Here is a 25,744-nt window from a genome sequence, read left to right as displayed (position 1 = left end):
TTTCGAACGTGAGGCTGACCAAGAGCACCGACATCGCCCTCCGCATCGCCATGCGGCTGGCCGTCCTCGACGAGGGGTCGAACCCGACCACCCGCGAGGTGGCCGAGGCGGTCGGCGTGCCCTACACCCACGCCGCCAAGGTGGTCAGCCGACTGCAGCACCTCGGCGTGGTGGAGGCGCGGCGCGGTCACGGCGGGGGCCTGTCCCTCACCTCGGCCGGCCGCACCGGCTCGCTCGGCCCGCTGCTGCGCGAGCTGGAGGGAGTGGGCGACGTGGTCGGCTGCGAGGACGATCCGCCGTGCCCGCTGCGGGCGGCCTGCCGGCTGCGCGGGGCGCTGCGCACCGCGCAGGAGGCGTTCTTCGCCACCCTGGACCCGCTCTCGATCGGCGATCTGGTGGCCGCGCCGACCGGGCCCGTCCTGCTCGGCCTCACCACCCGACCGGGTCTCGGCACAAGACCCGACCGGGACACCGGCCCCTCCGACTGACCCACCCCGGCCCCGACCCCACCACCCCACCGCACGGCCCCACCGCCGCACCCGCGGCACCACCCCACGCCGGTCCGCGCATCCGCACGGGCAAAAATACGACTCTCAGATTCCAGTTTGGAGCGCCTCCGATGCTTTCCGCCAAGTCCGCCGAGGTCGTCGAAGCCACCCTGCCCGTCGTGGGTGGCGCGATCGGCGAGATCACGCCGCTGTTCTACGACCGGATGTTCGCCGCCCACCCGGAGCTGCTGCGCGACCTGTTCAACCGGGGCAACCAGTCCAACGGCAGCCAGCGGCAGGCGCTCGCGGGCTCGATAGCCGCCTTCGCGACCGCTCTGATCGCCGCCCCGGACACCCGCCCGGACGCGCTGCTCGCCCGCATCGCGCACAAGCACGTCTCGGTCGGCATCAGCGAGGACCAGTACCGGATCGTCCACGAGCACCTGTTCGCCGCCATCGTGGAGGTGCTCGGCGAGGCCGTCACCCCCGAGGTCGCGGCCGCCTGGGACGAGGTCTACTGGCTGATGGCGAACGCCCTGATCGCCATCGAGGACCGGCTGCGCGCCGAGGCCGCCGCCGCCCAGCAGCTCGACCCCGCCGACCTCTGGCGCCCGTACACCCTGGTCGCCCGCTACCCGGAGACCGACGACGTCACCACCTACCTGGTCCGCCCCGCCGACGGCCGCCCGCTGCCGGCCGCCAGGCCCGGCCAGTACCTCTCGGTGCGCGCCGAACTCCCCGACGGCGCGCGGCAGATCCGCCAGTACAGCCTCTCCGGCGTGGCGGACGGCGCGCTCCGGTTCACCGTCAAGCGGGCCACCGCCGAGACCGCGGGCGGCCCGGCCGGCGAGGTCTCCAACCACCTGCACGAGCACCTGCGCGCCGGGGACGTGCTCGACATCGCCCCGCCGTTCGGGGACGTCGCGCTCGGCGAGGGCGAGGGTCCGGTGCTGCTCGCCTCGGCCGGCATCGGCAACACGCCGATCACCGCGATGCTGGCCCATCTCGCCGCCACCGGCTCCACCCGCCGCGTCGTCACCGTGCACGGCGACCGCGACCAGCTGTCGCACGCCTTCCGGGCCGACCTCGCCCAGCTGACCGCCAAGCTGCCGGACGCCGCCGCCCACGTCTTCTACGAGCGGCCGCTCGGCGACTGGCCGGCCGGGCGGACCGGCCTGGTCGACCTGTCCACGGTCGACGTCCCCGCGGGCGCCACCGCCTACCTCTGCGGCCCGCTGCCCTTCCTGCGCTCGGTCCGGGCCCAGCTCCTCGCGGCGGGCGTCCCGGCCGCCGACATCCACTACGAGGTGTTCGGCCCCGACCTCTGGCTCGGCCAGGACGCCTGACCCCGGTCCGGCACTCCGTCCGGCACTCCGTCCGCCCCCGGTCCGCGCCCGCCGCGCGGACCGGGGGCGGACGACGGGGGAAGGCGGGCGGTGCGGGCGGCGAGGCTCAGGGCCGGAGTTCGAGCGTGCAGCACTTGGGGCCGCCACCGCCCTTGAACAGCTCGGACACGTCGACCGGTATCGGCTCGTAACCCTCGTCCGCGAGGCGGGCGGCCAGCGCCTTCGCGGCCTCCGGCAGCAGCACCCGGCGGCCGTCCGAGACGGCGTTCAGGCCGAACACCTCGGCGTCCTCCTGGTCGGCGAGGACGGCGTCCGGGTAGAGGCTGCGCAGCAGGGCCTGGCTGTCCGGGGTGAACGCCTCCGGGTAGTACATGACCTGGTCGTCGGCGAGCACGGCGAGCGCGGTGTCCAGGTGGTAGAAGCGCGGGTCCACCAGGACCAGGGTGAGCACCTGGAGGCCGAAGAGGTCGCGGGCCTCGGCGTGCGCGGCCGGATCGGTGCGGAAGCCGCTGCCGGCCAGCACCCGGCGGCCGGCCACCAGGTGGTCGCCCTCGCCCTCGTTGACGTGCGCGGCGCGCCGCACCTCGCGGTAGCCGCCCGCCTCGAACCAGCCCTGGTGGGCCTCGGACTCGCCGGCCCGCTCGGGGTGGCGGAAGTTCGCGACCAGCACCCGGCCGTCGATCACGGTGGCGCCGTTGGCCGTGTAGACCATGTCCGGCAGGCCGGGCACCGGATCGATCAGCTCCACGGTGTGGCCGAGCCGCTCGTAGAGCGCGTACAGCCGCTCCCACTGCCGGACGGCGAGCGCGGTGTCGGTCGGCCGCCCCGGGTCCATCCAGGGGTTGATCGCGTACTCGACCGTGAAGTACGTCGGCCGGCACATGAGGTAGCGCCGCGGCCTCGCGGTGCGCTCCGGGATTCGGTACGGCATGCGGCGACCTCCGCGGTCGGGAACGGGACGGAGCGGGGACGGACGGGGGCGGGGTGCGAACGGGCCCCCCGTACGGGGCGCGGGCACCGCCCGCCGCCCGGGGTGTGGCTTTCGGATCACGCCGGGTGGGCGTGATCCGAAAGCCACACCCGCGTCCGTACGGTCCAGAGGGCGGCTGCCCCGGCCGCGCCGTTCCCACACCCGGGCGGGCGGCCCGGGTGGCGCAGTACCCCGCGCATCCGGTGCGCCCACCCGCGCGCCCCTGGCGCACAAGGGCGCGCGCGAGCCGTTCCGGAACGTCCGAACCCGTGGTTCCGGCCCCCGCGGGCCTCCGCCCGGGGCCTTTCGGCCCTTCCGCCCGCGCCGCGCCGACCCCCGCGCCGACCCTCCCGCTCCGACCCCTCCGTTCCGGGCTTCCGTTCCGGCTTCCGGCCGCACGTGGCCGATCTCACGTACCGCCACCGGCCACCTACGGTGGCGTAGGTCACTTGAGACAGTGAACTATCTCCTTCATGTCGTACCTCCAGGAGACTCTTGACCTCAATTCGTACGTCGCCCTCGGGGACAGCTTCACCGAGGGCCTGAACGACCCCGGCGCCGACGGCGCCTTCGCCGGCTGGGCCGACCGGCTGGCGGGGCTGCTCTCCGGTGACCGGCCGCCGGGGAGCTTCCAATACGCGAACCTCGCGGTGCGCGGCCGGCTGCTGGACCAGATCATGGCCGAGCAGGTGCCGGAGGTCCGCCGGATCCAGCCCGACCTGGTCACCTTCTGCGCCGGCGGGAACGACATCCTGCGCCCGGGCAGCGACCCGGACGAGGTGGCCGAGCGCTTCGAGGCCGCCATCGTCCAACTCGTCGACGCGGCGGGCACGGTGCTCATCTGCACCGGCTTCGACACGCGCGGCGTGCCGCTGTTCAAGCACCTGCGCGGGAAGATCGCCACCTACAACGGCCACATGCGCGCCGTCGCCGACCGGCACGGCTGCAAGGTCGCCGACCTCTGGTCGCTGCGGGCCGTCCAGGACCGCCGCGCCTGGAGCGAGGACCGGCTGCACCTCTCCCCCGAGGGCCACCAGCGGGTCGCCCTGCTGGCCGCCCGCTCGCTGGGCCTGCGCACCGAGCAGGACCCGGAGGCCCCCTGGCCGTCCACCCCGGAGCTCTCCGCCGCCGAGCAGCGCCGGGAGAACCTCCAGTGGGCCCGCGAGTTCCTGCTGCCGTGGGTCGGCCGCCGACTGCGCGGGGAGTCCTCCGGTGACAACGTCGAGGCCAAGCGCCCCGAACTGATGCCGCTCTGATGATCCGTCAGTTGACGGACCGTCGGACGACGCCCGGTCGTCCGGCCGCCCCCGTGCCCGCGCGGACCCCCGCGTGCACGAGGGCGGCCAGACCGGCGCCGACCAGGTACCAGAACAGGTCCGGCGGGTTGAAGGTGGAGCCGAGCACCAGCCGGGCGAGCGTGCTGCGCCGGGCCAGGTCGTCCGGGACGCCGGTGAGCTGGAACAGCTCCACCGCCCAGCTCAGGCCCGCCGCCCAGGCGGCCGCGACCGGCGGCCGCAGCCTCGGCGCGACCAGCACCGCGAGCGCGTACAGCAGCACGGTGTAGAGGGCGTCGCCCGCGTACTTGGCCGCCGCGCCGCCCGCCACCGTCCGCACCCCGAGCCCCGCCCCGACCGTGAGCACCACCGCCGTCGCGGCCGCGCCCCGGACCGCCCACCGCCCCCGAAGATCGTTCATCCCCGCACCCTACGGCCGGCCGGCGCCTCCGACCGACCGGCCGAACCGGGGCACCGACCGGCCGAGCCCCGCCCACCTGCCACAACCCGCCGGCCGCCCCGGGAACCGCGGTCGCCCCCGATGCGTCCCTCCCTGCCGAAAGACCGGACGCGCGGACCGGTACCCTGCTGGCCGGCCCGTTTCCGGGCCGGGTCCGCGCAGGCCGCGGACGGGAACGACAGAGACAGGGCGGGGCGCAGTGACGCAGCTGACCGAGACGGTGAACGGGTCCGGGACACCGGCGGACGTGGCGGGGGCCGGGCAAGGGACCGGGCGGCGGTTCACCGTCGAGGGCTTCGCACCGCGCCAGGACGACGGGGCGCGCGAGCGCGGCAAGGCCCTGCGCACCCGCACCCCGCGCGAGCGGCACGCCGAGTTCCCGCCCGCCACCGACCGCCCGACCGCCGTCCAGGCGATCGAGGCCTCCAACGAGGGCCGGCTGGCCGAGCTGGTGCCGATCCGGCTGGGCCGGATGGCCGCCACCCCGTTCGCCTTCCTGCGCGGTTCGGCCGGGCTGATGGCCGCCGACCTCGCCGCCACCCCGACCAGCGGCACCGTCGCCCAGCTGTGCGGCGACGCCCACGCCGCCAACTTCGGCCTGTACGGCGACGCGCGCGGACAGCTCGTGATGGACATCAACGACTTCGACGAGACCGTCCCCGGCCCGTGGGAGTGGGACCTCAAGCGCCTCGCCGCGAGCCTGGTGCTGGCCGGCCGGGAGATCGGCGCCGACGAGACGACCGCCCGCCGGGCCGCCTTCGACGCGGCCGGCGCCTACCGCCGGACCATGCGCGCCCTGGCCAAGCTGCCCGCGCTGGACGCCTGGAACGCCGTCGCGGACGAGCAGTTGGTCTCCTTCGCCCAGGCCCACGACCTGGCCGAACTGCTGGAGAAGGTCGGCGCGAAGGCGCTCGGCAACACCAGCGCCCGGTTCGCCGCCAAGTCCGCCGTCCGCTCCGAGGACGGCTCCTGGCGCTTCACCTCGGCGCCGCCGGTGCTCAGCGAGGTGACGGACGCCACGGCCGCCGCCGTCGCCGCCTCGCTCGGCGAGTACGTGGGGACCGTGCCCGGCGAGCTGCACCCGCTGCTGTCCCGCTACCGGGTGCAGGACGTGGCGTTCCGCGTCGTGGGCACCGGCAGCGTCGGCACCCGCTCCTACGTCGTCCTGCTGACCGACCACCGCGAGCAGCCGCTGGTGCTCCAGGTGAAGGAGGCGCGCCCGTCGGTGCTGCTGCCGCACCTGGCCCGGGCCGGCCACCCGGTCGCCGCGGCGGACGTGCACGAGGGCCGCCGGGTGGTGCGCGGGCAGAAGCGGATGCAGGTGGTCAGCGACACCCTGCTCGGCTGGACCACGGTCGACGGACTCCCCTACCAGGTGCGCCAGTTCCGCAACCGCAAGGGCAGTGTGGACCCGGCCGCCCTGCTGCCCGCGCAGTTGGACGACTACGCCCGGATCACCGGCGCCCTGCTGGCCCGGGCCCACGCCCACACCGCCGACCCGGGGGTGATCAGCGGCTACTGCGGCAAGAACGAGGCCCTGGACGAGGCGGTGGCCACCTTCGCGGTCGCCTACGCCGACCGCACCGAGGCCGACCACGCCGACCTCCTCACCGCCATACGGGCGGGCCGTCTCCCGGCCGAGCACGGCATCTGACGGACGCGTCCGGTCCCTCGCTCCCGGCCCTCGCTCCCGTTCAGGGGGCGAGGAACGGGGCCACCGCGGCGACGAACTCCGCCGGGCGGTCCTGGTGCACCAGGTGGCCCGCGTCGACGGTGACCAGACGGCAGTCGGGGACCAGTCCGGCCAGTTCGGCCAGTCCGCCCTGGGGGACGTGGCTGGTCGGGCCGCCCGCGACCAGCAGGGTGGGCGCGGTGATCGCGGTCATCCGCTCCAGCCAGCGCGGGTCCGGCCGGTCGATCTGGCCCTTGACCGCCCCGACCACCGCCCAGTCGAAGTCGACGGGCTCCTCGGGGGCGTCGGCCACCGCACTCGCCGGGCGCGGGCGCGGGGCGGGGACGTCCTCCAGGACCAGCCGGGCGACCCGCTCCGGACGCTCCTGGGCGACCAGGTAGGCGACCACACCGCCCATCGAGTGGCCGACCAGGTCCACCCGGTCCAGGCCGTGCGCGTCCAGCAGGGCGAGCACGTCGTCCCGCATCGCCTCCAGGCCGTACCGGCCGGGGCGGCCGCTGTCGCCGTGGCCGCGCAGGTCGAGGGCGTGGACGCGGTGCCGCGGGGCGAGGGCGGGCAGCACCACGTCCCAGTCGGTGGCCCGCTCGCCGAGGGCGTGCAGCAGGACCAGCGGCGGGCCGTCGGCCGGGCCGCTCTCCCGGCAGGCGAGGGAGAGGCCCGGCAGTTCGACGACCGCCGTCAGAGGCTCGGTCATACCGGCCACCGTAGCCGGGGCCCGCGCCGTCCGGACCCGGCTTTTCGCACAGCGAACAGCGGTCGCCGAACAGCGGTCGGCAACCAGCGGTCGGCAACCAGCGGTCAGCGGCTCGGGGTGTTCTCCCGGGCGGCGGCACCCGGCGCGTCCGCGACCTCCCCGGCCGCCGCGGCTCCCGCCTCGACCGACCCCGCTCCGCGCGCCGACACCCGGCCCGCCAGCACCGAGGCGACCACCGCCAGCGCCGCCACCGCCGCGCAGACCCCGCTCGCCCACGCGTACGCCGCCCGGTGCCCGCCGCCCCCGCCGGTCGCCCGCAGATAGACGCCGGACAGCGCCGAGACGCTCACCGCCGCCGCGATCCGCTGCGCCATCTGCAGGATCGCCCCGCTCACCCCGGCCGCCTCGGCCGGCGCGTGCCGCAGCACGAACGCCTGGTTGGAGGCCGCCATCAGCCCGACCGAGGCGCCGCCGAGCAGTTGGAGCAGCGCGAGCAGCCAGGGCAGCGGACCGGTCGGCGACCAGCGCGCGACCAGGCCGCCCGCGAGCATCACCAGCGCCGAGCCGGCCATGCCCGCGGTGACGGTCCGCCGGCCGAAGCGCTGGACGACCCGCCAGGCGAACGCCGAGGCGAAGCCCATCGCGACCGCCGACGGCAGCGCGACCAGGGCCGCGCCCATCGGCGAGAGGCCGAGTCCGTCCTGGAGGAACATCGTCAGCACCAGTCCGGCGGCCAGCGAGGAGCCGAACTGCAACATCGCCACCGCCGTCCCCAGCGCGTACGGCGCGGAGCGGATCAGCGCCGGGTGGATCAGCGGATGGCCGCCGCGCCGGGCGTAGCGGTGCTGCCACCGGGCCAGCGCGCCGAGCAGCGCGGCCGCCGCGGCGGCGAACCCGAGCCAGCCGGCCCAGCCGGGGGGCTGGACGAACGGCAGCATCAGCACCAGGGTGAGCGCGCCGACGAGCAGCAGTCCGACCAGGTCGAGGTCGGCGTGCCGGGCGCTGGGGCGCGGGCGCGGCAGGTGGCGGACCGCCAGCAGCAGGGTGGCCAGCCCGAACGGCACATTGAGCAGGAAGGTCAGCCGCCAGCCCTGTTCCGGTCCGACGGCGGCGAGCACCGCGCCGCCGATCGGCGGGCCGAGGGCGAAGGCGAGGCCGCCGGTCACGGCGTACATGCCGAGCGCGCGGGCCCTCAGCTGGCCCTGGAAGACGTCCTGGAGGGTGCCGATCATCTGGGAGTTCACCAGTCCGGCACCGGCGCCCTGGAGCAGCCGGGAGGCGACCAGCACCCAGGGCTCGGTGGCGGTCGCGGAGAGCAGGCTGACGACGGTGAACAGGGCGAGGCCGCCGACGAAGAACCACTTGCGGCCGCGCACGTCGCCGAGCCGCCCGCCGGGTATCAGGGCCAGGCCGAAGGCCAGCGAGTAGCCGGCCACGATCCACTGGAGGTGCGCGGGCTGGGCGTGCAGCGACTCGCGCAGCGCGGGGATCGCGGTGTTGAGCACCGACTGGTCGATGAGGGTGGTGAAGCCGCCGGCGACGCAGACCAGCAGCACCCGCCGCCCGGCCGCGTCGAACCGCTCCTTGACCGGGGGCGCCGGTGTCGTGCCGGTCGCGCTCACGGTTCGACCACCACCAGCGCGTACCGGGCACCGGTCGGGCCGGGGCAGCGGAAGCGGCTGGTCTCGGCGGTGAACCGCAGGCAGTCCCCGGCCTCCAGCAGGAGTTCCGTGCCGTCGACGGTCATCGACAGCAGGCCGTCCAGCACCCAGAGGTGGTGCTCCCGGCCGGTGTTGTCCGGCTTGTCGTAGGCGATGTCGGCGCCGGCCGGGAGCCGTCCCTCGATCACCTCGGCCCGCAGCGAGCCGTGCGGCGGGGAGACGGAGCGCCGGACGTACCCGGTCGCCTCGTCCCGCCAGACCCGCTGGTCCGCGGCCCGCACCAGCCGGGCGGGCGCCGCCTCGACCTCGGCGAGCAGCCGCGACATGCTCCGCCCGTACACCGTGCAGAGCCGCCCGAGCAGCGCCGCCGTCGGGCTCACCTCGGCCCGTTCGACGCGCGAGAGCGTCGAACGGCTGACGTCCGCCCGCCGCGCCAACTCCTCCAGCGTCCATCCGCGTTCGACCCGCAGTTCCGCGAGCCGTTCCGCCAGCCGCTCGTCGGCGGCCGTGTCGATTCCCATATCCGTGATGCTATCCCGGATATGGGACGCCCCCGGTCCGGGCCGCGGGGCCGGCCGGGAGGGACGCGGGTCCGGGCCGACCCTTCGCCCCGGGGCCGAACAGCTGGCCCCGTCGACCCCACCGGCGGTGCACTGGTCCCGGGCGCCGGCGGGCGCCCGGCACCTGCAACCGCCTCCGTCCTCGGAAGGACCACCATGCTTTCTGCCCGTGCCGCCCGTCTGCTCGCCGTGGCCACGCTCGGCCTCGGCGCCACCCTGACCCTCAGCCCCGGCCAGGCGTTCGCCGCCGAGGGCAGCTTCCCGATCGGCTCCGGGCAGTGCCAGGCCGTCGAGAAGATCGAACTGCACTTCGTCAACGGCGCCTACCACGACGAGATGGCGAACAACCCGACCCAGAACTCGGCGAGCGACCCCTACCGCTGTCGCTTCACGCTCTACGACAACGGCAACCTGGTCTGGAGCTCCTCCCCCGCCCCCGGCAGCGGGGCCCAGTCGCCGTGGTTCTACGACGGTCCGGGCCACTCCATGAAGGCCTGCGTCCAGCGCTACTACAACGCCACGCCCCAGGGCACCCCGAGCTGCGGCCCGCTCAACTGACCCCGGCCCCACCCGGGGGTCGGCCCCGGTCGCCTCGCGAGGCGACCGGGGCCGACCGGTACGGGAGCGGTGCAGTGCGGTGCGGGTGCAGTGCGGGAGCGGTCCGGGAGCGGTCCGGAACCCGGTGGCTCAGGTGCCCGCCGACAGCAGGGCGCGCCCGAGCGGTGCCACGAGGTGGCGGACGTGACGCCCCTGCCGCTGCGTCGTGATCGCACCGGTCGTCCGCAGGGCGGTGGCGTGGGCACTGGCGCTGGACAGGCCGATGCCGAGGCGGGCCGCGAGTTCGGTGGTGCTGCAGGGCGCCTGCCCGACGGCCCGCAGGACGCGGGCGCGGGCCGAACCGATCAGGCCGGTCAGCGGGTCGGCGCCGCTCGTCCCGCGGTCGGTCGACGGGCCGGTGGTCGGGTGCAGCAGCACCGCCGGCCGGCCCGGCGCGAGGACGGCGCCGACGCCGTCCTGGACGAAGAAGTTCGGGTGCAGCTCCAGGCCCCGGCCGTCCAGGTCGACGGTCCGGTCCGCTCCGCCCACCGCGCACCGGAGCACCCCGTCCTCCTGCCAGCCGACGCGGTGGTGCAGCACTCCCAGCATGGCGCCGATCCCGGCCTCGCCAGAGACGTGGGCGCGGTGGGCGATGTCGGTCTGCAGATGGCGCTGGATGTCGGACCAGTCCTCGGCGAGGCAGGTCCGGAACAGGGCCAGGGCGCCGTCGGCGAGCGGCCGCAGCCGGCGGGTGTCGCCCTCGCGGAGCTCGGCGACGATCCGGGGCACGCCCCGCCCGCCGCCGTACCCGGCGAGCGCCTGCCGCAGCTCGGCCGGGGTGGTGGCCGCCAGGGCGTCGAGTTCGTCGGCGAGCTGTCGGCGAGTGCCCTGCGGATGGGTCACCAGGAAGTCCGGGACACCGGTGCGGCAGGTGCCCAGCAGCTCGATCAGCGGTGCGGCGGTCTGCGGTATCCGGCCGCGCATCCGGGTCCACCAGCGGGCGCGGCGGGTGCCGGCCCAGCTGTGGGACCCGGCCAGGGCGGTCAGTACGTGGTCCATCGGTGAGACCACGAACCGGGTACGGGCGAGATCCGGGACAGCGAAGTTGACGGTCAGCACACATCCCCCAGTGGCCCGGTCGCGTCGGCCTGCGCTTCGCGGTGCGACGGCTGTCCCCGGCCGGGTTCGGCGACAGGCCGGATCGACGCCGCCCGACGGGGGTGGTCCCGGGCCGGGTCGGTGACGTCGCGGACCATCCTGTGCCTCCGCCCCGGCTCCTTCCATGGCGGGAACCTGGCGTTCACCCGGCGTTCCGGCCGGGCGGCAGGGCCGCGACCGGGACGCGACAGGGACGTGGACAGCGCTCCGCCCCGACGGACGAGGTCCGACGGGGCGGTGTCGACCGGCCTTCCGCGACCGGCGTCAGGCCAGGGCCTCCAGGCGGGCGCGCAGCCTGTCGAGCTCCGGCCGTTGGCCCGGGTAGGCGTTGGTGATGTGCAGGGCTGTCGCCTTCATCGTGGCGGCCAGTTCCCTGCGGACGTCCGACGGGACCGGTGTACGGCCATGGACGGTGCGAAGCGTCTCGATGTCCTCGGTGAAGTACGGGGCGAGGCCGGCCAGGACCTCGCGGTCCACCTCGTCCGGCAGCCCGGTCACCGCGGGGATGTCCTTCGCCAGGCGCTCCCAGCGGTACTGCACATCGGCGAGGACGGCGGCATCGAGCTCCACGGCCAGGGCGGCCCACCGGTCGGCGCTCGGCTGGACGGCCGGTACGGCCGCGAAGACGCTCCGGAGCGTGGCGACTCCCTGCCGCTCCACGTCCCGGTCCTGGTCGACCAGGGCGCGGACGAGTTCCCGCGCCCGCTGGGCGAAGGGCTTCGCCTCCGTCAGGCCGGCGGTGCCCTCGATCACGGCGTCCAGCAGGAGTTCGGCGAGCGCCAGCGGTGCGCGGTCGACCGTGCCGCGCGGGACCCGCAGGGTGCCGGAGGCGGCGTCGAAGGTGATCCGGTCGCCGCGCTCGACCAGGAGCGGGTCGATCCGGTCCACCGCGTGCTTGAGCTCGCTCAGGTAGGGGAAGAGCTGGGCCACCACCGCCTGGTCCTTGGGGAGCAGGCAGGCGACGCCGCCGCGCACGGTCCGCTCGGTGATGTACCCCCAGGAGGCCAGCAGGTTCTCCAGCGCGAGCGAACGGGCGTGGCGCTTCCAGACGGCCCACTCGGGCGTCTTCCACTTGGCCTCGGTGAAGGTGGTCCGGGCGAAGCCCTCGCAGTCGCCGGCGCGGACCCAGGCCCGGTTGACCATGATGTCCAGCCAGGCCAGCGCGCCGCCGAGGGTGGTGGTCCCGGACCGCCGCGCCAACTCGCCCCGCTGGGCCGCGAGCCGTCCGAAACGCTGGTACCGGCCCCAGGCGTTCTCGCTCCGTTCGAGGAGCATGACGGCGGCCTCGGTGTACGTGTCGGCGTTGCTCCGGGCCACCTCGGCGGAGAGGTAGGTCCAGGCCCAGCCGCTGCGGTACGCGTAGTCCTTGACCGGGTGGTCCCCGAGGCCCTCCTGCAGACTGTGGGACAGCTCGTGCACCAGGGTGAGGGCGCGGTCGGTCAGGCTCCGGGTGCCCGGGCCGACCAGGCTCGGACGGAGTTGGATCTCCCGCACCGAGGGGACTTCGTCGCTGGTGATGACCGTGTTCGCCCCCATCGTGGCGGGCAGGTCCTCCCGCACCACGAACCGCACCTCGCGCATCCGGCGGCCCAGCCGGGCGAAACGCTGCTGGAAGGCCGGGTAGTCGGGGGCGGCTCCCGGGCCGTTCAGCACCGTGGTCGCGGTCAGTTCCGCGACGGTGCCGAGGGCGACGATCGCGTCGATCCGGGCGGTGATGGTGGCCAGCACCTTCTGCTCGGCCGGGGACAGGTCTCGGGTCAAGGGGGGTTCCTCCGCGGCTCGGTTCGCCAACCGGCCTTCCTGGCAAGCCGGTTCACTCGGCGACGTGCGGACGGAATGATGACGGACGGGAATGGACAACGAATAAACACCGGGCGCCCGGTTTTCCTCCGCATCCGGACGAACTGGTCCCGGCGGTCGGGCCCTGCGGTCGGGCCGGCGGGTTCGGGGCCCGTCTTCGGTTCCGGACGAACGGGCTGTCGATCGTATGATGTGCGCGATCGAGGGCCGGGTGGCCCATGCACAACACGGGGGAACCACATGTTCGGCATCATCAGGCCGTGCCGCCATCGGCTCTCGGAGCGGCTCCAGGCGAGCTGGATGGCCCATCTCTGCGGCCTCTGCCTGGCCCTGCGCGACGACCACGGGCAACTGGCGCGGACCGCCACCAACTACGACGGGCTGATCATCTCGGTGCTGGTCGAGGCCCAGGCCGCCGCCGGGCACACCGCCGCCGGGGCCGGCCGGCGGACCGCCGGGCCGTGCCCGCTGCGCGGCATGCGGACGGCCTCGGTCGCCCGGGGCGAGGGTGCCCGGCTCGCGGCCGCCGTCTCGCTGGCGCTCGCCTCGGTGAAGATCCGCGACCATGTCGAGGACGAGGACGGCGTGTTCGCCCGGCGCCCGGTCGCGGCCGGCGCCCGGGCGGTCACCCGGCGCTGGGACCGCAAGAGCGCGGGCAGCGCCTCGGTGGTCGGCTTCGACACCTCGGTCCTGCTGGACGCGGCCTCCCGCCAGGGCGAGTTGGAGCGCGAGCTGCCGGCCGGCGGCTCGGTGCTGCTGGTCACCGAGCCCACCGAGACCGCCACCGCCGCCGCGTTCGCGCACACCGCCGTGCTGGCCGGACGGCCGGGCAACGAGGCGCCGCTGGCCGAGGCCGGGCGGCTGTTCGGGCGGCTGGCGCACCTGCTGGACGCCGCCGAGGACCAGGAGGCCGACGCCGCGAGCGGCGCCTGGAACCCGCTCGCCGCCACCGGCACCGACCGGGCCGAGGCCGAACGGCTGTGCCGGGACGCCGTGCACGGCATCCGGCTGGCCCTGCGGGACGTCGAGCTCACGGACCGGGCGCTGGTGCACATCCTGCTCGCGCACGAGACCGAGCGGGCCGTCGAGCGGGTCTTCGGACGGCCCGGCCACGCCGCCTGCCGGGTCGGGCACGAGCCCGGCACGGCGCCGACCGACCATCAGCCGCACGGCCACGCGCCGCACGCCCACCCGCAGCTGGACCCGACCGGCTCCAACCCCTACCAGAGCCCGCCGCGGCACGACCCCGGCCAGGCCCCGCCGCAGGGCCCGGGCGCCCCGGTCCCGCCCTGGGTGCCGCAGGGCCCCGGCTTCACCCCGCCCGGGGCGCCGCCGCCCAACCGCCGCAATCTGCTGGCCGGTTGCGCCGCCTGGGCGCTGATGGGCTGCACCTGCCAGCTGCTCTGCTGCGAGCACAACCACCCGTTCTCCGGCGAGCGCCGCGAGGGCTTCTGCGCCCGCAACGACTGCTGCAGCTGCGACAACTGCTGCGACGGCTGCGAGTGCTGCGGCGAGAACGCCCAGTGCTGCAGCGACTGCGGCTGCTGCGACGGTTGTGACTGCGGCTGCGACTGCTGAGGCCACCCCGTCCGGGCACGCCCGCAGGTGGAGCCGGACCCGGTCCGACGGCGTGTCCCGGACCGGGCCGGCTCCGCCTCGCGGCGTACCCGCCGTCCCCCGGCGGAGCGACGCGCCGGAGCGGTCCGCCTCCTTAACGTGGCGTCATGTCGAAGACCGCCCGGTGGCGTTCCGCCGCCCTGCCGATCGCCTCCACCGCCCTGGTGCTGGCCCTCGCCGGCCCGGCCGCCGCCTCCGCCCCGGCTGCCGCCACCGCCACCACGACCGCCGCGGACCCAGCGCCCGACGCCGCCGCGGGCGCCAGGCCCGAGGCCGCCGGCCCCCGGGTGCCGGCCACCAGCACCCACCGGCCCGTCGGGACGACCTCGGCCCGCCTGGTCGACCGGGACCGGCCGGACCCCTGGCGCCCGGACACGCCGTCCCGCGAGCTGATGGTCACCTTCTGGTACCCGACCGACTCCGTCCGGGGCGCCCACGCGCCCTACCTGTCACCGGAGTTGTCCACCGCCCTGTACGGCGGCCCCGAACCGGCCGGGGTGCGGACCGGCGCCGTGGACGGGGCCCGCCCGGCCCCGGGGCGCCATCCGCTGGTCCTGCTCTCCCCCGGCTTCGGCCTGAGCCGTACCACCCTCACCGCCCTCGGCGAGGAACTCGCCGCCCGGGGCTACGCGGTGGCCGCGGTCGACCACACCTACGAGACCCTGGTGGAGTTCCCGGGCGGGCGGATCGAACCCTGCCTGGTCTGTGGACGGGAGGGCACCGACCCGGACTTCGGCGCGACGGCCTCCCGCGCCCGGGCGGCCGACCTGCGGTTCGTGATCGACCGGCTCACCGCCCCCGGCGGCCGGGGCCCGGTCCGCGGGCTCACCGTCGACCCGGGCCGGATCGCCGCGGTGGGCCATTCGCTCGGCGGCGCGGCCGCCCTGGAGGCGATGGCCGAGGACCGCCGGATCCGTGCCGCCGCCAACCTCGACGGCAGCGTCTGGATCCCGCCCACCGGCCTCCGCTCCCGCCCCGTCCTGCTGTTCAGCGCCCAGCTCGGCGGCTCACCGGGCGCCACCGGGAACTGGGAGGACACCTGGAAGCGGCTCACCGGCCCCCGGTACTGGGTGGACCTGCCGACCGCCGGACACCTCTCGTTCTCCGACGAGCACTGGGTGGTGGACGCCCTCGGCAGCCGCGACCAGCTACCGGCCGACTCGGGGCCCGACCTCTTCGGCAGCGTCCGGGGCGACCGCGCCCTCGCCGCCACCCGCGCCTACCTCGGCGCGTTCCTCGACCGGCACCTGCTGGGCCGTGCGGCCCCGCTGCTCGACCGGCCCTCGCGCGCCTTCCCCGAGGTCCGCTTCGCCAAGTAGCGCTCCGGGCACGGCGTTCCGGGCGGGCTCGCCCGTCCGGGCGCCGCGCTGCCACAGCGGCAGCACCTCGACCCGGGCGGCCGGGCGGCGGTCCACCGGGCGGTGGTCCGCCGGACGGCGCTCACCCATCGCGGCCCACCGCCGGTCTCGGCGCCCCCACCGTCGTCACGGCCGCCGCACCGCGGCGGTCGGCCGCCAGCGAGTCCTCCAGCCGGGCCAGCAGCACCCGGAACCGGTCCGTGTCCTCGGCCGTCATCCGGCCGCCCTCGGCCTGGGTCCGCGTGCCCCGGCCGCCCCTCGTTCCCTCGGTCATGCCCCGACCCTAGGCGCCGACGATCAACGCCGGATAAACGGAGGGGGACCGACCGAACGGAACCCCGGCTGCCGGGGCGGTGCCGGGGGTGCTCAGGAGGGGGTACTCAGGAGGGGGTTGTCCGGAGGGGGTTGTCCGGAGTGCGGCTCAGGCCCGCCCGAGCACCCGGTCCACCGTGATCTCGACGACCACCCGGTCCGGGTTCACCCGGGGCTCGCGGTAGCGCTCGGCGTACCGGCGCTCCGCCTCCGCCACCGCCTCCGGCTCCTGCCGGACCACGGCCACACCCTCCAGCGTCGACCAGCGCGCCCGGTCCACCTGGCAGACCGCGACCCGCTGGCCCGCCGCCCCGGCCTCCAGCACGTTCCGCACCTTCCGGCTGGTCCGGCTGCTGATCACCCGCGCGATCCCCGTCGCCGGGTCGAAGGTCACCCCCACCGGCACCACGTGCGGCGAACCGTCCGGCCGCAGGGTGGTCAGGGTGGCGATGTGCCGCTCCCGCCAGAAGGAGAGGAAGGCGTCGTCGAGCGCGCGGGGGTCATGGGCCATGCCCGCGATGCTACGTCGTCGGGCCCGGCGGACGGCCGCCGGGCCCGACGCCCCGGGTACGGACTCGGGTCAGTGCCCGCGGGCGATCCACTCCGGCAGGGCCGGGCCCTCGGCACCGATGGTGGTCGGGTCGCCGTGGCCGGTCCGGACCACCGTCTCCGGCGGCAGCGTCAGCAGGCGCTCCCGGATCGAGTCGATGATGGTCGGGAAGTGCGAGAACGACCGGCCGGTGGCTCCGGGGCCGCCGTGGAAGAGGGTGTCACCGGTGAACACGGTGCCCAGCTCCGGCGCGTACAGGCAGACCGCGCCCGGCGCGTGGCCCGGGGTGTGCAGCACGGTCAGCTCCGTACCGGCGACCTCGATCCGCTGTCCGTCGGCGAGTTCGCCGTCCGGCAGCCGGTCGGGGTGGGTGAGCTTCCACAGCGGAAGGTCGTCCGGGTGCAGCAGGATCGGCGCGCCGGTGCGCTCGGCGAGCGCGGGGGCGGCGTCGATGTGGTCGTTGTGGGCGTGGGTGGAGACGACGGCGAGCAGCCGGCGTCCGCCGAGCGCCGCCTCGATCGCCGCGGCGTCGTGGGCCGCGTCGATCACCACGGCCTCGGCGTCGTCGCCGACGATCCAGACGTTGTTCTCCACCTCCCAGCTGCCGCCGTCGAGTTCGAAGGTGCCGGCGGTGACGAGCCGGTCGATCCGGAGGTCGCCGGTGCTCACAGGACCACCACCGAACGGAGCACGTCGCCGTGGTGCATGCGCTCGAACGCCTGCTCCACCGCGTCGAGTTCGATGGTCTCGCTGACGAACGCGCCGAGGTCCAGGCGGCCCTGGAGGTAGAGGTCGATCAGCATCGGGAAGTCCCGCGAGGGCAGGCAGTCGCCGTACCAGGAGGACTTCAGCGCGCCGCCGCGCCCGAACACGTCCAGCAGCGGGAGCTCCAGCTGCATCTCCGGCGTCGGCACGCCGACCAGGACGACGGTGCCGGCCAGGTCGCGGGCGTAGAAGGCCTGCTTGTAGGTCTCCGGGCGGCCGACCGCCTCGACCACGACGTCCGCGCCGTTCCCGCCGGTCAGCTCGCGGATCGCCTCGACCGCGTCGGTGGCGGTCGAGTTGACGGTGTGGGTGGCACCGAGCTTGCGGGCGGTGGCGAGCTTGCGGTCGTCGATGTCCACCGCGATGATCTTCGCCGCGCCGGCCAGCCGGGAGCCCAGCACGGCCGCCCCGCCGACCCCGCCGCAGCCGATCACGGCGACCGAGTCGCCGCGGCCGACGTTGCCGGTGTTGATCGCGGCGCCGATGCCCGCCATCACGCCGCAGCCGAGCAGACCGGCGACGGCCGGGTCGGCGGCCGGGTCCACCTTGGTGCACTGGCCGGCCGCGACCAGGGTCTTCTCGGCGAACGCGCCGATGCCCAGGGCCGGGGACAGCTCGGTGCCGTCCAGCAGCGTCATCTTCTGCTTGGCGTTGTGGGTGTCGAAGCAGTACTGCGGGCGTCCACGCCGACAGGCACGGCACTGGCCGCAGACGGCGCGCCAGTTGAGGACCACGAAGTCGCCGGGCGCGACCTCGGAAACGCCCTCGCCGACCGTCTCCACGACACCCGCGGCCTCGTGCCCCAGCAGGAAGGGGAACTCGTCGTTGATCCCGCCCTCGCGGTAGTGCAGATCGGTGTGGCACACGCCGCAGGCCTGGATCCGCACCACCACCTCGCCCGGCCCGGGGTCGGGCACGACGATCGTCGTCACCTCCACGGGCGCGCCCTTGGCGCGTGCGACGACTGCCTTGACCTGCTGGGCCATCCGGTTCTCCTCCGTCGGCCGGTACCCCTGTGTACCGGCGTGACCTGCGTCGACGCGGATCGTACGACCCGCCCACGAAGCCTAGCGCCCGTCACGGCGGGCGGCCGGGGAACGCCCCTGGTGATCCGCCTCACCGGTCGTCCCGGCCCTCCGACGGCACCCTCGGGACCTCGGGCACGGCGCGAGGTGGGGCGCGCGGCCGGCGCTGAGCGCCCATCAGTGCCGCCGTGCCCTCACCACCCCCTCGCCACCCCGGCGTTGGCTGGAATCGTCGCTGACTGTGGCCCGTCGCCCACGTACGGTCGTAGCGAACCCGGCCCACTCGGCACGCCGTCGACCACGCCGCCCGTCCCCGCGCACCGCCCGGATCCACCCCCCGTCGGCCGCCCTCCCAGCGGCCACCGCCCTGGAGTCTGGAGTACGGATGTCCGCCGAGAACAGTGCCACCGGTGCCCGTACCGGCACCGCCACCGACCCCGGTCCCGCCGTCGGCAGCACCACCCAGGCCGTCCTGCCGCCGCTGCACTGCCTGCGGCTGCTCGAACCCGGCCCGCCCCGGCTGGCCGCCCTGCCCACCGGCACCCCCGTCTGGCTGGTCAGCCGGCACGCCGACGTCCGGCAGGTGCTGACCGACCCGCGGCTGGGGCGCGCGCCGCTGCACGCCCCCGGCGCCCCGCCCGTCTCGCTCACCCCGAACCTGCTCGACGACCCGTCCTCGATGCTCAACATCGACGGCGTCGAGCACCAGCGGCTGCGCCGCACCGTGCAGCGCGCCTTCACCCCGCGCGCGATCGCCCGGTGGCGCCCCTGGGTCGCCTCGGTCGTCGAGGGCCTGATCGACGAGCTGATCGACCGGGGCTCGCCCACCGACATCGTGGCCGGCTACACCCGCCCGCTGCCGATCGCCGTGATCAGCCGGCTGATGGGCCTGGACGGCCTCGACAGCAAGCGTCTCGAACACTGGAGCGACCACGCCCTGTCCGCCACCGCGTACTCGGCCGAGGCGATCCGCACCGCGATGACCGAGTTCGCCGGCTTCGGCGCCGAGGTGATCGCCGAACGCCGTGCCGCGCCCGGCGACGACCTCGTCAGCAGCCTGCTCGCGGCCGCCGCCGACACCCCGGGGATCACCGAGGAGCAGATCGTCACGCTCGTCATCGGCCTGGTGGTGGCCGGGCACGAGACCACCATGACCTCGCTCGGCAACGCCCTGGTCTACCTGCTCAGCGACGGGCACGAGGCCTGGCAGCAACTCGCCTCGGACGAGCAGAGCGCGGCCGCCGCCACCGAGCAACTGCTGCGCGCCGTCCCGCTCGGGGACTCCGACGTCCTGCCCGGGCTGCTGCGGCGGGCCGTCGAGGACCTCGACATCGGCGGGGTGCGGATCCCGGCCGGGAGCGTGGTTGCCGCCGACACCGGCGCCGCCAACACCGACCCCGAGGTGTTCACCGGCGACCTGCTGACCGAGCTCTTCTCCCCGCTCGCCGCACCGATGTACACCTTCGGCGCCGGGCCGCACCACTGCCTGGGGGCCTGGCTGGCCCGGATGGAACTGGAGCTCGCCCTGCACCGGCTGGCCCGCCGGCTGCCCTCGCTGCGGCTCGCCGGGACGGCGGCGGCCATCGACTGGCGGCGCGGCCTGCTCACCCGCAGCCCGCAGCACCTGCGGGTCGCCTGGTGACGGGCGGGGAGGCGCCCGGCGCGGCGCCGGCGGTCATCGTCCAGGTGGACCGGGACCGCTGCATCGGCTCAGGCATGTGCGCCGCCACCGCGCCCGGTTCGCTGGCGCTCGGCGCCGACGGGCTCGCCCGGCCGGTGCGGGAGCAGCCGACCGGCGCCGGCGGCGAACCGCTGACCTCGGAACTGGCCGACGCGGTCGACTACTGTCCGGTCGAGGCGCTCTCCCTGTACGGGGTACGGGACGGGCGGCGGATCGACCCGACGGGCTGACCCCGGCCACCCTGCCGATCCGGCCGGCCCCGGCCGAGCCTGGCCGAGCCTGCCGACAGGCGCCGCGCCCCGCCCGGCGCGGCGCCGCCACGACAACGGTGCGCCGGACGGCCCGCGCGGATCAGCCCGCCGCCGCCAGCGCGCTCCGGACCTCCGCCGCCGGATCGCCCTCGTGGTACGGGCGCTCGCTGTCCTCGATGTGGTCCAGGAACTCCTGGTACCGCAGCGCGTAGCCGAAGTGGACCAGCGGCCCGGCCAGCTCCAGCGCGCGTTCCGGCAGGCACCCCGGCACCCGCTCGCGCCAGGCCCGTGCCCACTCCTCGGCGACCTGCGCCCAGCGCTCCCCGTCCACGTAGCCGCGCGGCCGCAGCCCGTCCGCCACCGGGTGGCCGAAACAGGTGTCGGCGAAGTCGATGACCACCAGCCCGGAGCCGTCGGAGCGCCAGTTGCCGGGGTGGAAGTCGCCGTGCACCACGGTCTCCGGCAGCCCGCAGGCGGCGAGCTCCGCGGCCAGCTCCGGCAGGCGCGCGGCCAGCGCCCGGGCGGCGGTCAGCTCCCCGCCCGTCAGCTCGCCCGTCGCGGCCAGCCGGTCCAGCAGGCCAGGGGCGGCGGCGGCCACCGCGCCCGGGGTGCGGTCGGGCAGTGCGGCCGAGGCGGCCCGCCCGTCGGCGGCCAGCGCGGCCTGGGCGGCGACCAGCCCCGGTACGGCGAGCGCCACCTGCTCGGCCGACGGGCCCCAGCAGTCCTCCCCCGCCACGTCGTCGAGCAGCACCCGCCCGTGCGCCGGGTCGGCGGCGAGCACCGTCGGCACCAGCGAGGGCGCGACGGCGGCGAACAGCGCGATCGCCTCCGCCTCGGCCACGTTGAAGGCCGGGTTGATCACCTTCAGCCAGACCGTTCCGGCGGCCGTGGGCAGCCGGAACACCCCGGACAGGTTCCACGTCCGGACCTGCTCCGCCCGCCCGGTGACCGGCCGTCCGGCGGCCGCCGACGCCCGCTCCGCCCAGTCGAGGGCGGCCCGCAGCCCGGCGGGCGTGGCCCACCCGGCCCGCCGCTCGGCCGGGCCCAGCAACGCGTCCAGCTCCGGCCCGGCCGGGCTCGGCGCCCGGTCCGTCGGCCTCTCCAGCGCCTCGGCGTGGTACACCGTGTGCCCGCCCCGGCAGCCCCCACCGCCCGTCACCCCGGCCAGCCGGACCACCGCCACCGCCACCCCGGCCTCCGCCGAGACACGCCCGGTCAGCTCCCCGACCGACGACCACCACGGGTCCGCCAGGTCGAACGGGCCGAGCTGCCCCAGGTGGTCGCCGTCATGGGTGAGGTGGACGGTGGCCGTCCGACCGGTTTCTCGATCCATCCGCGCAGCCTCCCGCACCCGCCCACGGCCGCGCGAGCGATTTTCCGACCGGCCGCGCCCGCAGACACGCGACCCCCGGCCGCCAGTACGGGCGGCCGGGGGTCGGGGGTCGGGTCCTGCTGGGCGGTCAGCCCTCGGCGGAGCGACGACGGCGGGACACCACGACCAGCGCCGCACCGGCGGCGAGGGCCGCGGCGGCGCCGCCGGCCTCCAGGCCGAGGCCCTCGGTGCCGGTGGCCGCGAGCTGGCCGGAGCCGACGGTCGCGCTGCCGGTGGTCCCGGTGGTCGTCCGGGTGACGGCGGCGGTGCCGGTGCCCGTGCCCGAGGTGGTGCGGGCGGCGGCCTGGACGACCTGGCCGCCGGTGGCGGGGGTCTGCGCCGCCGGGGCCGTGGTCGGCTCGGTCGGCCGGGCCGTCGGGTCGGTGCCCGGCTTGGCAGCGGCGGCCTCGTCCTCGGCCCGCGCCTTGGCCCAGCCCTCGATCAGGAAGGTCGCCACGGCCTGCTCGTTGCCGGCCAGCGCGGCGAGCGCGGCCTTCTTGACGGCCGGTCCGCCGGTCTCGGCGAGCTGCGCGACCTGCGCCCGGTTGTCCTTCGCCCGGGCCGTGTACTGGCCCTCCTGGAGGAACTTGACCACGTCCGCGTACGAGCCGTCCATCGCGGTGTTCGCGGCGGCCCGCACCTCGGGACCGCCCTTCGCCATGATCTGGCTGAGCGCCACCCGGGCGTCGTGCTCGCGCTGGACGGGGAGCTCGGTCTCCACGAAGTGGCGCAGCGCGGCGGGCGTCCCGGTGTCCAGCGCCTTCTGGCCCGCCTCCCGCACCCCCGGGCCGGCGGCCGGGTCGGCGAGCAGTCGCTCGATCTCGGCCCGGTCGTCCTGGGCCCGGGCCGTGAACTGACCCTCCTCCAGGAACTTCACGACGTCCGCGTAGGAACCCATCATCGCGGTGTTCGCGGCGTCCTTCACCGCGGGGCCGCCCATGAACATGATCTGGGTGAGCTTGAGCCGGGCGTCGCCCTCGCGCCGGTTGGGGAGCTCGACCTCCAGGAAGTGGCGCAGCGCGGTGGGCGTGCCGGTGTCCAGCGCCTTCTGGGCCGCCTCCCGCGTGTCCGGGCCGGTGGCCGGGTCGGCGAGGATCCGCTCGATCTCGGCCCGGTCGTCCTGGGCGCGGGCCGTGTACTGGCCCTCCTGGAGGAACTTGACGATGTCCGCGTACGAGCCGTCCATCGCGGCGATCGCGGCGGCCTGTACCGCGGGACCGCCCTTGGACATGATCTGGACGAGCTTGACCCGGTCGTCGCTCTCGCGCCACTTGGGAAGGTCGACCGTCAGGAAGTGCCGCAGCGCGGCGGGCGTCCCGGCGTCCAGCGCCTTCTGCGCCCCCTCCCGCACGAGGCGTCCGGTGGCCGGGTCGGCGAGGATCCGCTCGACCTCCGCCCGGTCGTCCTGGGCCCGGGCCGTGAACTGACCCTCCTCCAGGAACTTGACGAGGTCCGCGTACGAGCCGCGCAGCGCCGTATCGGCGGCCTTCTTGACCGCCGGGCCGCCGACGCCGAGGATCCGGAGGGTGTCCACCCGGTAGTCGATGTAGCGGGCGTTCTGGAGGCCCGTGGTCAGGAACTCCCGCAGCGCGGCGGCGGTCCCGGCGGCCAGCGCCTTCTCGGCGGCCTCGCGCACGGACACGCCGCTGGCCTTGTCGGCGAGGATCCGCCGGACCTCGGCCCGGTCCAGGTCCTCCTGGCCCGCGTCGGTCGGCGCGGCGTCGGGGGTACCGGCGGAACCGTTGTCGGGCCCGGAGGCCCCGGTCGGCCGGGGCGCGTCGGCGGCCGAGGCCGAGGAGGGGAAGAGGACGGCGGGGGCCAGGACGGCGGCCGCGACCACGGCGGACACCTTGGGAAGCTTCATCCGGCAGACCTTGCTTCGTGCGAAGACATCGTGAACGCACGAAGCATAGGGCCTTCAAACGGATCTTCACACCACCATATTTACGGCTCATGAGCATCCGGTGTCACAGACCCACGACGCCGCCCTCTCGCCCCCGCCTGACGCCTTCTCAACAATCAGGAAGCGGAGTCCTCCTGCTCGATGGCGACCGCCGCACCGGAGACCCGGACCCGCGGGGCCGCGGTGCCCAGGTCGACATGGAGAGTGCCCGGTCGGCCCAGGTCCTCGCCCTGGTGGAGGGTGAGGGCGGCCGGGGCGGCGGCCGGATCGAGGTCGCGGAGGTAGGCGCCGAAAGCGGCCGCCGCGGCCCCGGTGGCCGGGTCCTCGACCACGCCGCCGACCGGGAACGGGTTACGGACGTGGAAGACGTCCGGCGCGGCCCGCCACACCAGCTGGACGGTGACGAGGTCCCGGACCGTCATGAAAGCCGCAAGACCGTCGAAGTCGTAGTCGAGCCGGGCCAGCCGGTCCCGGGTCCCGGCGGCGAGGACGAGGTGGCGGGCGCCCGCGTACGCGTACCGGGGCGGCAGCGCGGGGTCGAGGTCCCCGGCGGCCCAGCCGAGCAGGGCGAGCGCCTCCTCCACGTCCGCCGCGGCGGCCTCCTCCACCCGGGGTTCGACGCTGGTGAGGGTGGCCCGCAGGCCGCCGTCCGCGTCCTCCGCCACCTCGACCGGCACCTCGCCCGCCGCGGTGCGGTAGAGGTAGCGGCCGGTGCCGACCCGCTCGGCGAGGGCCACGGCGGAGGCGACGGTGGCGTGGCCGCAGAACGGCACCTCGGTCAGCGGGCTGAAGTAGCGGACGCCGTACTCGCCGGCACCCGGGCCGGGGACCAGGAACGCCGTCTCCGAGTAGCCGACCTCGGCCGCGATCGCCAGCATCCGGTCGGCGCTCAGGCCGGAGGCGTCGAGCACCACGCCCGCCGGGTTCCCCCCGGCGGGGTCTGTGGCGAAGGCGGCGTAGCGGAGGATCTCGGGAGCGGCGGCGGTGGCGGCAGCGGCAGATGTGGCGTCAGTGGTCATGCCCGCACGAACGCGCCCGGCCCGGCCGCTGTTCCCCGTCGATCCAGCCCTGTCGGTGCGGCCCTGTCGATGCGGCCCTGTCGATGCGGCCCTGTCGATGCGGCCTCGTCGACGAGGTCCCCGTCGACGAGGCCCCCGTCACCGCAGCACCGCCTCCAGCAGGTCGGTGCCCAGCCGGGCGCCGACCGTCAGGTCCAGCTGGTACAGCATGTAGCGCCCGCGCCGATGGGTGGTCAGCAGCCCGGCCCGGCGCAGCACCGCCAGGTGCCGGGACACCTCGGGCGCGCTCAGCTGCCAGGCGGCGGCCAGCTCGCCGGTGGTGTGCGGGCCCCGCGCCATGGTGCGGGCGAGCCGGAGCCGGACGGGGTGGGCGAGCGCCTCCAGCCGCTGCTGGACCAACGCGAGCGAGACCGGTTCGGGCACCCCCGGCGCCGCCAGGGGGTACTGCACCACCGGGCGCCAGCCGGCCGCGGACACCACCAGCAGGTGCGGGCGGCCGAACGCGGTCGGGATGAAGGTGACGCCGCCCGCGCCGGTCGCGCTGGTGGTGTTGTCCTGGAGCTTGTCGACCACGATCCGGCGCCGCCCCTCGCCCCCGTCCTCCAGCACGACCGAGGAGGAGACGGCGGCCAGCGCCTCGACCGCGCCGTGCCGCACCAGGAGGTCGGTCTTGCGGCGGGCGTCGGCGGCGAGTTCGGGCAGCACCCGGCGCCAGGCGTCGGTGAAGAAGGCGTCCGCGCAGTCCTCCAGCATCCGCCGGACCATGGCCCGGACGGCGGGCGGGTCGGTGAGCAGCCGGTCCGCGAAGTCCGCCTGCCGGGGGCCGCGGGCGAGCGCCAGCTCCCGGGCCCGTTCCTGTTCCGCCGGGTCGGTGAGCGGCGAGCGCGTCCGGTGGGACAGCCGGGAGACGCCGCAGGTCGTCACGAGCGCGGCCCGGACGTACTGCTCGTCGTCGATCCGGTCGACGGCGTCGAGCTCCTCGGCGAGGGTGGCGCCGGGGATGCCGGGGACGAGGAAGTCGGCGCGCGAGGAGCGCCAGAGGAACTCCGCCTCGGTCAGCCGCTCGGCGAGCGCGGGCGGCACGGTGGCGATGGTGCTCGCCGCCCAGCCGTGCAGGTCGGGGTGGTGCGCCGGTTCGGCGAGCACGTGCAGCACGGCGCTGAGTTCGGCCAGCGGCGAGGGGGTGAAGAGCAGCCGCTCGTCGGGCAGGCCGGTGATGTCGATGGTCAGGCTCACGGCCCCGATCCTGT

At 75.7% G+C, this 25,744-nt stretch carries 24 protein-coding genes; 9 read left to right on the top strand and 15 right to left on the bottom strand.

What is annotated here, in order from left to right; all coding sequences use genetic code 11:
• Positions 1-8 precede the first annotated feature (8 nt).
• Positions 9-488 (top strand): RrF2 family transcriptional regulator, encoded by a 480-nt coding sequence (locus tag ACW14Y_RS35840; protein WP_380312642.1) that lies wholly within the window; start codon positions 9-11, stop codon positions 486-488.
• Positions 489-619: 131 nt separating this feature from the next.
• On the top strand, positions 620-1,834 hold the full coding sequence (locus tag ACW14Y_RS35835; RefSeq protein WP_456984831.1) for a globin domain-containing protein: 1,215 nt from the start codon (positions 620-622) through the stop codon (positions 1,832-1,834).
• A 106-nt stretch (positions 1,835-1,940) separates the two neighbouring features.
• Here ACW14Y_RS35835 and ddaH read toward each other — a convergent pair whose 3' ends face one another.
• Positions 1,941-2,765, bottom strand: a complete 825-nt coding sequence (gene ddaH / locus ACW14Y_RS35830) for a dimethylargininase (protein WP_456984830.1) — start codon at positions 2,763-2,765, stop codon at positions 1,941-1,943.
• A 512-nt stretch (positions 2,766-3,277) separates the two neighbouring features.
• Between ddaH and ACW14Y_RS35825 the strand changes: the two genes are divergently transcribed.
• Entirely contained in the window at positions 3,278-4,060 is a 783-nt protein-coding gene (locus ACW14Y_RS35825; protein ID WP_380312866.1) for an SGNH/GDSL hydrolase family protein, read from the top strand.
• Between the two features lie 7 nt (positions 4,061-4,067).
• Here the strand turns inward: ACW14Y_RS35825 and ACW14Y_RS35820 are convergent, their stop codons facing one another.
• Positions 4,068-4,499 (bottom strand): ribosomal maturation YjgA family protein, encoded by a 432-nt coding sequence (locus ACW14Y_RS35820; protein ID WP_380312868.1) that lies wholly within the window; start codon positions 4,497-4,499, stop codon positions 4,068-4,070.
• A 238-nt stretch (positions 4,500-4,737) separates the two neighbouring features.
• On the opposite strand from ACW14Y_RS35820, the gene ACW14Y_RS35815 reads away from it, so the two are divergent.
• Positions 4,738-6,192, top strand: a complete 1,455-nt coding sequence (locus ACW14Y_RS35815; protein ID WP_402722672.1) for a DUF2252 domain-containing protein — start codon at positions 4,738-4,740, stop codon at positions 6,190-6,192.
• 40 nt (positions 6,193-6,232) lie between these two features.
• On the opposite strand, the gene ACW14Y_RS35810 is transcribed toward ACW14Y_RS35815, so the two are convergent.
• From ACW14Y_RS35810 to ACW14Y_RS35800, 3 genes are all read right to left on the bottom strand, one after another.
• Positions 6,233-6,925 (bottom strand): alpha/beta fold hydrolase, encoded by a 693-nt coding sequence (locus tag ACW14Y_RS35810; RefSeq protein ID WP_380312872.1) that lies wholly within the window; start codon positions 6,923-6,925, stop codon positions 6,233-6,235.
• Between the two features lie 104 nt (positions 6,926-7,029).
• Positions 7,030-8,547 (bottom strand): MFS transporter, encoded by a 1,518-nt coding sequence (locus ACW14Y_RS35805; protein WP_380313064.1) that lies wholly within the window; start codon positions 8,545-8,547, stop codon positions 7,030-7,032.
• A complete protein-coding gene (locus tag ACW14Y_RS35800; protein ID WP_456984829.1) occupies positions 8,544-9,107 on the bottom strand; it encodes a helix-turn-helix domain-containing protein in 564 nt (187 codons plus the stop codon). Before ACW14Y_RS35800 ends, ACW14Y_RS35805 begins: the two co-directional genes overlap by 4 nt.
• 195 nt (positions 9,108-9,302) lie before the next feature.
• Between ACW14Y_RS35800 and ACW14Y_RS35795 the strand changes: the two genes are divergently transcribed.
• Positions 9,303-9,704, top strand: a complete 402-nt coding sequence (locus tag ACW14Y_RS35795) for a hypothetical protein (protein ID WP_380313059.1) — start codon at positions 9,303-9,305, stop codon at positions 9,702-9,704.
• A 129-nt stretch (positions 9,705-9,833) separates the two neighbouring features.
• Here ACW14Y_RS35795 and ACW14Y_RS35790 read toward each other — a convergent pair whose 3' ends face one another.
• A complete protein-coding gene (locus ACW14Y_RS35790) occupies positions 9,834-10,742 on the bottom strand; it encodes an ArsR/SmtB family transcription factor (RefSeq protein WP_380435810.1) in 909 nt (302 codons plus the stop codon).
• Between the two features lie 363 nt (positions 10,743-11,105).
• A complete protein-coding gene (locus tag ACW14Y_RS35785) occupies positions 11,106-12,602 on the bottom strand; it encodes a hypothetical protein (RefSeq protein ID WP_456984828.1) in 1,497 nt (498 codons plus the stop codon).
• Positions 12,603-12,881: 279 nt separating this feature from the next.
• On the opposite strand from ACW14Y_RS35785, the gene ACW14Y_RS35780 reads away from it, so the two are divergent.
• Together ACW14Y_RS35780 and ACW14Y_RS35775 are read left to right on the top strand one after the other, a co-directional pair.
• Positions 12,882-14,219, top strand: a complete 1,338-nt coding sequence (locus ACW14Y_RS35780; protein ID WP_380312364.1) for a DUF5685 family protein — start codon at positions 12,882-12,884, stop codon at positions 14,217-14,219.
• A gap of 146 nt (positions 14,220-14,365) precedes the next feature.
• Positions 14,366-15,577: an alpha/beta hydrolase family protein gene (locus tag ACW14Y_RS35775; RefSeq protein ID WP_456984827.1), complete on the top strand. Its 1,212-nt coding sequence runs from the start codon at positions 14,366-14,368 to the stop codon at positions 15,575-15,577.
• A 121-nt stretch (positions 15,578-15,698) separates the two neighbouring features.
• Here the strand turns inward: ACW14Y_RS35775 and ACW14Y_RS35770 are convergent, their stop codons facing one another.
• The 4 genes from ACW14Y_RS35770 to ACW14Y_RS35755 form a co-directional block, all read right to left on the bottom strand.
• Positions 15,699-15,890 (bottom strand): hypothetical protein, encoded by a 192-nt coding sequence (locus ACW14Y_RS35770; RefSeq protein WP_380312368.1) that lies wholly within the window; start codon positions 15,888-15,890, stop codon positions 15,699-15,701.
• 147 nt (positions 15,891-16,037) lie between these two features.
• Complete coding sequence (locus ACW14Y_RS35765) at positions 16,038-16,439, bottom strand: pyridoxamine 5'-phosphate oxidase family protein (RefSeq protein ID WP_380312370.1); 402 nt, start codon at positions 16,437-16,439, stop codon at positions 16,038-16,040.
• Positions 16,440-16,508: 69 nt separating this feature from the next.
• Positions 16,509-17,147, bottom strand: coding sequence for an MBL fold metallo-hydrolase (locus tag ACW14Y_RS35760; protein WP_380312692.1), 639 nt, complete (start codon positions 17,145-17,147; stop codon positions 16,509-16,511).
• A complete protein-coding gene (locus ACW14Y_RS35755; RefSeq protein WP_380312694.1) occupies positions 17,144-18,229 on the bottom strand; it encodes an S-(hydroxymethyl)mycothiol dehydrogenase in 1,086 nt (361 codons plus the stop codon). The genes ACW14Y_RS35760 and ACW14Y_RS35755 overlap by 4 nt, the downstream gene beginning before the upstream one ends.
• Before the next feature lie 424 nt (positions 18,230-18,653).
• Between ACW14Y_RS35755 and ACW14Y_RS35750 the strand changes: the two genes are divergently transcribed.
• Both ACW14Y_RS35750 and ACW14Y_RS35745 read left to right on the top strand, forming a co-directional pair.
• Positions 18,654-19,910: a cytochrome P450 gene (locus ACW14Y_RS35750; protein ID WP_380435798.1), complete on the top strand. Its 1,257-nt coding sequence runs from the start codon at positions 18,654-18,656 to the stop codon at positions 19,908-19,910.
• A complete protein-coding gene (locus ACW14Y_RS35745) occupies positions 19,907-20,179 on the top strand; it encodes a ferredoxin (RefSeq protein WP_380395207.1) in 273 nt (90 codons plus the stop codon). Before ACW14Y_RS35750 ends, ACW14Y_RS35745 begins: the two co-directional genes overlap by 4 nt.
• Positions 20,180-20,300: 121 nt before the next feature.
• On the opposite strand, the gene ACW14Y_RS35740 is transcribed toward ACW14Y_RS35745, so the two are convergent.
• The 4 genes from ACW14Y_RS35740 to ACW14Y_RS35725 all read right to left on the bottom strand — a co-directional run bounded on the left by ACW14Y_RS35740 (position 20,301) and on the right by ACW14Y_RS35725 (position 25,730).
• Entirely contained in the window at positions 20,301-21,533 is a 1,233-nt protein-coding gene (locus tag ACW14Y_RS35740; RefSeq protein WP_456984826.1) for a phosphotransferase family protein, read from the bottom strand.
• Between the two features lie 127 nt (positions 21,534-21,660).
• Positions 21,661-23,436 (bottom strand): ALF repeat-containing protein, encoded by a 1,776-nt coding sequence (locus tag ACW14Y_RS35735; protein ID WP_456984825.1) that lies wholly within the window; start codon positions 23,434-23,436, stop codon positions 21,661-21,663.
• A 155-nt stretch (positions 23,437-23,591) separates the two neighbouring features.
• Positions 23,592-24,494, bottom strand: a complete 903-nt coding sequence (locus ACW14Y_RS35730; protein WP_380394497.1) for a PhzF family phenazine biosynthesis protein — start codon at positions 24,492-24,494, stop codon at positions 23,592-23,594.
• 138 nt (positions 24,495-24,632) lie between these two features.
• Positions 24,633-25,730, bottom strand: coding sequence for a DUF5937 family protein (locus ACW14Y_RS35725; RefSeq protein ID WP_380308629.1), 1,098 nt, complete (start codon positions 25,728-25,730; stop codon positions 24,633-24,635).
• Positions 25,731-25,744 lie beyond the last annotated feature (14 nt).

The organism is Kitasatospora sp. cg17-2 (genome assembly GCF_054031055.1).
The sequence above is the reverse complement of the archived record's forward strand: the minus strand, read 5'-3'. Positions and strand labels throughout refer to the sequence as shown.

What these genes read in the sequence shown, in the direction of transcription:
- ACW14Y_RS35835 (WP_456984831.1), top strand. Translation starts at nt 620, where the DNA reads ATGCTTTCCGCCAAGTCCGCCGAGGTCGTCGAAGCCACCCTGCCCGTC.
- ddaH (WP_456984830.1), bottom strand. Translation starts at nt 2,765, where the DNA reads ATGCCGTACCGAATCCCGGAGCGCACCGCGAGGCCGCGGCGCTACCTC.
- ACW14Y_RS35825 (WP_380312866.1), top strand. Translation starts at nt 3,278, where the DNA reads ATGTCGTACCTCCAGGAGACTCTTGACCTCAATTCGTACGTCGCCCTC.
- ACW14Y_RS35820 (WP_380312868.1), bottom strand. Translation starts at nt 4,499, where the DNA reads ATGAACGATCTTCGGGGGCGGTGGGCGGTCCGGGGCGCGGCCGCGACG.
- ACW14Y_RS35810 (WP_380312872.1), bottom strand. Translation starts at nt 6,925, where the DNA reads ATGACCGAGCCTCTGACGGCGGTCGTCGAACTGCCGGGCCTCTCCCTC.
- ACW14Y_RS35800 (WP_456984829.1), bottom strand. Translation starts at nt 9,107, where the DNA reads ATGGGAATCGACACGGCCGCCGACGAGCGGCTGGCGGAACGGCTCGCG.
- ACW14Y_RS35795 (WP_380313059.1), top strand. Translation starts at nt 9,303, where the DNA reads ATGCTTTCTGCCCGTGCCGCCCGTCTGCTCGCCGTGGCCACGCTCGGC.
- ACW14Y_RS35790 (WP_380435810.1), bottom strand. Translation starts at nt 10,742, where the DNA reads ATGGACCACGTACTGACCGCCCTGGCCGGGTCCCACAGCTGGGCCGGC.
- ACW14Y_RS35780 (WP_380312364.1), top strand. Translation starts at nt 12,882, where the DNA reads ATGTTCGGCATCATCAGGCCGTGCCGCCATCGGCTCTCGGAGCGGCTC.
- ACW14Y_RS35775 (WP_456984827.1), top strand. Translation starts at nt 14,366, where the DNA reads ATGTCGAAGACCGCCCGGTGGCGTTCCGCCGCCCTGCCGATCGCCTCC.
- ACW14Y_RS35770 (WP_380312368.1), bottom strand. Translation starts at nt 15,890, where the DNA reads ATGACCGAGGGAACGAGGGGCGGCCGGGGCACGCGGACCCAGGCCGAG.
- ACW14Y_RS35765 (WP_380312370.1), bottom strand. Translation starts at nt 16,439, where the DNA reads ATGGCCCATGACCCCCGCGCGCTCGACGACGCCTTCCTCTCCTTCTGG.
- ACW14Y_RS35755 (WP_380312694.1), bottom strand. Translation starts at nt 18,229, where the DNA reads ATGGCCCAGCAGGTCAAGGCAGTCGTCGCACGCGCCAAGGGCGCGCCC.
- ACW14Y_RS35750 (WP_380435798.1), top strand. Translation starts at nt 18,654, where the DNA reads ATGTCCGCCGAGAACAGTGCCACCGGTGCCCGTACCGGCACCGCCACC.
- ACW14Y_RS35740 (WP_456984826.1), bottom strand. Translation starts at nt 21,533, where the DNA reads ATGGATCGAGAAACCGGTCGGACGGCCACCGTCCACCTCACCCATGAC.
- ACW14Y_RS35735 (WP_456984825.1), bottom strand. Translation starts at nt 23,436, where the DNA reads ATGAAGCTTCCCAAGGTGTCCGCCGTGGTCGCGGCCGCCGTCCTGGCC.
- ACW14Y_RS35730 (WP_380394497.1), bottom strand. Translation starts at nt 24,494, where the DNA reads ATGACCACTGACGCCACATCTGCCGCTGCCGCCACCGCCGCCGCTCCC.